3 protein-coding genes and 1 pseudogene are annotated in these 5232 nt (G+C 71.6%); all 4 read left to right on the forward strand.

Annotation, left to right across the window (positions count from 1 at the left end):
* Nucleotides 1-170: 170 nt before the first annotated feature.
* Complete coding sequence (locus ACWGE1_RS40005; protein ID WP_453425390.1) at nucleotides 171-2159, forward strand: tetratricopeptide repeat protein; 1989 nt, start codon at nucleotides 171-173, stop codon at nucleotides 2157-2159.
* A gap of 152 nt (nucleotides 2160-2311) precedes the next feature.
* Nucleotides 2312-3427: an alanine dehydrogenase gene (gene ald, locus ACWGE1_RS40010; protein WP_453425391.1), complete on the forward strand. Its 1116-nt coding sequence runs from the start codon at nucleotides 2312-2314 to the stop codon at nucleotides 3425-3427.
* Nucleotides 3428-3796: 369 nt separating this feature from the next.
* On the forward strand, nucleotides 3797-4915 hold the full coding sequence (locus ACWGE1_RS40015; RefSeq protein ID WP_078851667.1) for a ParA family protein: 1119 nt from the start codon (nucleotides 3797-3799) through the stop codon (nucleotides 4913-4915).
* Nucleotides 4912-5232 (forward strand): annotated as a pseudogene (locus ACWGE1_RS40020) (hypothetical protein); the annotation flags it as partial. The gene ACWGE1_RS40015 and the pseudogene ACWGE1_RS40020, both read left to right, overlap by 4 nt.

The following is a 5232-nucleotide window of genomic DNA, read 5'->3' on the forward strand; positions in this document are numbered from 1 at the left end:
GGGCCGGGGCGCCCCGTTTCGGGACCTGCGGGAACGCAGGGACGGCGCAACCGGGCGGTGGTGTGACCATCTGCTGATCCGATTGGGGGATTTGCCCGCCGCGCTCCACACGGGTCGTCGCTCTGCGTGAACTACGCTCGCAATCCGGTGGCAGGGAGAGGAGCGGATCCGTGGCGGATTTCGTCGGGCGGCGGCGTGAGCTCAAGGAGCTGCGCGAGGACATCGCACGGACCGGGCTCGACACGCTCTCCGGCCGCAAGGCCAAGGCGCCGCGGGCCCGGGTGCTGCTCGTCGCCGGGCGGCCGGGGTCCGGCCGAACGGCCCTCGCCGAGGCATTCGTCCGCGAGGTCGCCGAGGACTACCCCGACGGAGTGCTGCGCACCCGCCTCACCGCTCCCGGCGGGGAGACGGTGGCCACCGAGCGGGCCGTCCGGAGCCTGCTGGAGGGGCTGGGGCAGCCCACCCCGCCCGGGGCCGGCGAGGACGAACTGAGCTCGGCCCTGCGCACCGCCCTCGACGGGCGGCGGGCGATCATCCTGGTCGACGACGCCGCCGATCCGCAGCAGGTGGACGCCCTGCTCCCGGACACCCCCGAGTGCCTCGTCGTGGTCACCGCCGAGGGGCCGCTCACCGGGATCCCCGATGTCCGGCCCTGCACCCTCGGCGGGCTCGACACACCCTCCGCCGTGGAGCTGCTCGCCCAGCGCATCGGCGACACCCGCGTCACCGCCGACCCCCGGGCCGCCGAGGCCCTCGCCGAGGAGTGCGGGGGCCAGCCCGCCGCGCTCGTCCTCGTCGGCGGGTGGCTCGCCGCCCACCCCAAGGCCTCCGTCGCCGACGTGGCCAAGCAGCTCCACGACATGCCCGCCACCACCGGCGGCCCGCTCGCCCGCGGCTTCCGGCTCGTCTACGAGTCCCTGCCGCAGCCCGCCCAGCGGACCCTGCGGCTGCTCCCGCTCGCCCCCGCCGGCATCGTCGACTCGCACACCGCCTCCGCCCTCGCCGGCTGCTCCGTGGCCGCCGCCCAGTCCACGCTCGACGACTTCGCCGGGCTGGGCCTCGTCCGCGCCTCCCGCGACGGCCTGTTCCTGCTGCCCGGCTGCCTCGCACCCCTGCTCCAGGCCCTGCTGGAGGCCAAGGAACGGCCCGCCGAGGTCCAGCTGGCCCGGGCCCGGATGCTGGAGCGCACCGTACGGCTGCTGCACTCCTGCCGGGCCATGGCCGAGGGCGAGGAGCCCGGGGTGGACGCCGCCGTCGACGACGACCTGCGCGAGCTGCTCGACGGCCTGCCGCGCGCCCTGCGCTTCCCCGACCGGCGGGCCGCCGCCACCTGGCTGGACACCCGGCTGCCCGCGCTCGGTGCGGCGGCCTCCCTGGCCGTGGCCGACGGGCAGCTGGACACCCTGGCCCGCAGGCTGGTCGCGGCCCTCGTCCGGGCGCTGGCGGACCACCGGGGCACGGCCGAGGCCGCCCCCGAGCTGTACGGGCTGCACCGGCTGGTCCTGGACGTGGCCGAGCGCCGCCACCTGCACCGGGAGCAGGCCGCCGCGCTGCTGAACCTGGCCGACCTGGACGCCGCGACCGGCCGGACCCAGGAGGCGCTGGAGCGCTACCGGGCCGCGCTGGACGCCGGACGGGCGGCGAACGATCCGTATGCGACGGGCCGCGCGATGGAATCCGTAGGGGGTGCCTACCAGGAGCTGGCGGACTGGCACCGGGCCTCCGACTGGTTCGGCCGGGCGCTCTCCCAGGCCCTCGCGCGGGGCGAGCGCGCGGACGAGGCCCGGCTGTACGGGCGGCTCGGGAACGTCAACACCTACGCGGGGCGGTACGGGGACGCGCTGCGCAGCTGGCGGGCGGCCGCCGCGGGCTACCGGAAGCTGGCCGATGTCCCCGGTCAGGCCAAGGCGTTGAGCGAGATGGCGAGGGTCCAGGAATACGCCGGCCGGCCCGAGGAATCGCTGCACACCTGCCGCGAGGCGGTGGAGCTGGCGCGCAGGGCGGGCGACCAGCGACTTCAGGCCGCACTGCAGGTCCGGCTGGCCGACACGCTGGACCGATTGGGAGACCCCGCGGCTGCCAGGCTGCACCGCTCCGCAGCAGACAGATTGCTGGGAGATGACCCTGCAGCCTGCGAAATCCGTAGTGCTTCCGACTGAGATTATTGGTTTGCAAGGCTAGACAGCGACTCATCCTTCATTAGACTGGGTTCACCGCGGCATCCCGTGGTGCATCCCGTTGCGCGTTCTTGTGGGCGGGTATGTATGGAAGTGCCCCGTAATATCCCCTGAGCCAAGGACCGTGATCGACGATGAAGGTCGGCATCCCCCGCGAGGTCAAGAACAACGAGTTCCGGGTCGCCATCACGCCCGCCGGCGTGCATGAGCTGGTCCGCAACGGCCACCAGGTCTTCATCGAGCAGAACGCCGGTGTGGGCTCCTCGATCACGGACGCCGAGTACGTCTCGGCCGGCGCCGAGATCCTCGGTACCGCCGACGAGGTCTGGGCCACCGCCGACCTGCTGCTCAAGGTCAAGGAGCCCATCGCGGAGGAGTACCACCGCCTCCGCAAGGACCAGACGCTCTTCACCTACCTGCACCTGGCGGCCTCCCGCGAGTGCACGGACGCCCTGCTGGAGTCCGGCACCACCGCCATCGCCTACGAGACGGTCGAGCTCGCCAACCGCGCGCTCCCGCTGCTCGCCCCGATGTCCGAGGTCGCGGGCCGTCTGGCCCCGCAGGTCGGCGCCTACCACCTGATGCGCTCGGCCGGCGGCCGCGGCGTCCTCCCGGGCGGTGTCCCCGGCACCCACGCCGGCGAGTGCGTCGTCATCGGCGGCGGCGTCTCCGGCTGGAACGCCGCTCAGATCGCCATCGGCATGGGCTTCCACGTGACCCTGCTCGACCGCGACATCAACAAGCTCCGCGAGGCCGACAAGATCTTCGGCACGAAGATCAAGACGATCGTCTCCAACGCCTTCGAGCTGGAGAAGGCCGTCGTCGAGGCCGACCTCGTCATCGGCGCCGTCCTGATCCCGGGTGCGAAGGCCCCGAAGCTGGTCACCAACGAGCTCGTCGCCAAGATGAAGCCCGGAAGTGTCCTTGTCGACATTGCGATCGACCAGGGCGGCTGCTTCGAGGACTCCCGTCCGACCACCCACGCCGAGCCGACCTTCCAGGTCCACAACTCGGTCTTCTACTGCGTCGCCAACATGCCGGGCGCGGTGCCGAACACCTCCACCTACGCGCTGACCAACGCGACGCTGCCCTACATCGTGCAGCTCGCCAACCTCGGCTGGGTCGAGGCGCTGCGCCGTGACCCCGCGCTCGGCCTGGGCCTCAACACCCATGACGGCCAGGTCGTTTACGGTCCCGTCGCCGAGGCCCACGGCCTCGAGACCCTCGAGCTGAGCACGCTGCTCGGCTGACACGTCAACGACTGACGTCAATCTCACGTATCCGGCCGGACCTTGCCCGCAAGGTCCGGCCGGTCGCGTTTGCGCGGTGCCCCCAAGACCCCGCTCAACTCGCCTCGAACGTAACCCTTTAACCCTTTCGCGCACCCGCGAAACTTCGCAGCGACAGCTCGTGCGCCCTTGACAGAGTGGTGTTCGGTTGCCGACACATCGTGCCGGGTCCGGCGGATTGTGTTGCCGCTGAGTGGTGACACGCCATAGAGTCGCCAACCGTCGGCATGGTGCCACGCTGACCTATCGATAAGTGTCCTGGTCACGTCCGAGGAGGTAAGACGACTTGTGAATGAGTCGACATTTGCTCCTGGGGGTGGTCGAGCAGGGATGCCCGAGCGGGGCCAAGGCCCTACCGGGCTCGAAGCCGTCGGCTCCGTCGCAGTACGCACCTTCGCAAACCACCAGCACATGACGACGCCCCAAAAGAGCATGGACGGCCTAGACGTGAACTCCAGGGCCGGCGACCTGAGCGGCGAAAAGCCCGTGGGTTTCGCCGACTACGACAATGTGCCCGAGGGGCACTTCTACGACCCCGACGCGGAGTACGAACCGGACCCCGAGTACGCGGCCACTCTCGCTCCCGACGCTGCCCGTCAGCGCCGTGAGCGGATCGGCCCGACCGGACGCCCGCTCCCGTACTTCCCGATCCCGGGTCCGCTGACCGACCACGGTCCGGCGAAGATCATCGCGATGTGCAACCAGAAGGGCGGCGTGGGCAAGACCACGTCGACCATCAACCTGGGTGCCGCGCTCGCCGAGTACGGGCGCCGCGTGCTGCTCGTCGACTTCGACCCGCAGGGCGCGCTGTCCGTGGGTCTCGGCGTGAACCCGATGGAACTCGACCTGACGGTCTACAACCTGCTCATGGAGCGGGGCATGTCGGCCGACGAGGTGCTGCTCAAGACGGCGGTCCCCAACATGGACCTGCTGCCGAGCAACATCGACCTGTCCGCTGCCGAAGTGCAGTTGGTCAGTGAGGTCGCGCGCGAGTCGACCCTGCAGCGGGCCCTGAAGCCCCTGCTGGCCGACTACGACTACATCGTGATCGACTGTCAGCCCTCGCTCGGTCTGCTGACCGTGAACGCCCTGACGGCGGCTCACAAGGTCATCGTCCCGCTGGAGTGCGAGTTCTTCGCGCTGCGCGGCGTGGCGCTGCTGACCGAGACCATCGAGAAGGTGCAGGAGCGGCTCAACCCCGAGCTGGAGCTCGACGGCATCCTCGCCACGATGTACGACTCCCGTACGGTGCACAGCCGTGAGGTGCTGGCGCGCGTCGTCGAGGCCTTCGACGACCACGTCTACCACACGGTCATCGGCCGCACGGTGCGCTTCCCGGAGACCACGGTCGCCGGCGAGCCGATCACGACGTACGCCTCCAACTCCGTCGGCGCCGCCGCCTACCGCCAGCTGGCCAGGGAGGTGCTCGCCCGGTGTCACGCCGAGTGAGTCTGCCCGGAGCCGACGAGCTGTTCCGTACGACCGGGGGGATGGCGCTCCAGTCGTCCTCGCCGCGGCGCGGGGTCGAGGAGACCCCCGCCGCGGAACACCCGGCCACTCCGGCCGGGGGCACGGCGAGTGAGGGCCGCAGCCGGGAGGCCGCGGCCGCCGCGGAGGCCGGCGGGCCCGTCGTCGGGCAGCCGAGGCGACCGCAGGAAGGTTCTGCCGGTCCGGTCGGCGGCATGGGGTCCGCCCCGGCCGGCGCGGGCCGCCGGGGCCCCGGTCCAGTCAGGGGCGCCAACCGCCGACCCACCCGCCGCCCGCGG

It is taken from the genome of Streptomyces sp. NPDC054932 (assembly GCF_053610205.1).

Excerpts from the sequence above, each read along its gene's own strand:
- ald (WP_453425391.1), top strand. The coding sequence starts at position 2,312 with ATGAAGGTCGGCATCCCCCGCGAGGTCAAGAACAACGAGTTCCGGGTC.
- ACWGE1_RS40015 (WP_078851667.1), top strand. The coding sequence starts at position 3,797 with ATGCCCGAGCGGGGCCAAGGCCCTACCGGGCTCGAAGCCGTCGGCTCC.